Below are 314 nucleotides of genomic sequence, written 5' to 3'. Positions count from 1 at the left end.
AGGGCGGGAGCGATATCGGCAATCGGCGCTTCGGCGTCGCTGCGCACGCCTTCGGCCCCGAAAGTCGGCTGGAACGCATAGCGCATGTCGCCTTCGTGGAAGCTCTGGCCAACGACAACGGCAAACAGGATGGACAGGCCAAGCATCGCCCCGGTCAGCGGAATGATGACGTGGAACGGGCTCCCCCAGACCGAGAGGCGATTGTGCAGGTCGGCTTCGGCCAGCTGGGGATTGCCGCTGCTCCGGAAGCGGAAGGCATCGCGGAACACGCGCGGATGGGCCGCAAAGCCCGAAATTACGAGGGCGAGCATGAT

General features: G+C 65.0%; 1 protein-coding gene. It reads right to left on the bottom strand.

What is annotated here, in order from left to right; genetic code table 11:
- Positions 1 to 314 (bottom strand): PepSY-associated TM helix domain-containing protein (locus E5162_RS14360; protein ID WP_135945956.1); only part of this gene is annotated, 314 nt, incomplete at both ends.

It is taken from the genome of Marinicauda pacifica (genome assembly GCF_004793635.1).
GTDB lineage: Bacteria > Pseudomonadota > Alphaproteobacteria > Caulobacterales > Maricaulaceae > Marinicauda > Marinicauda pacifica.
This window is presented reverse-complemented; position numbering and strand designations above follow the sequence as displayed.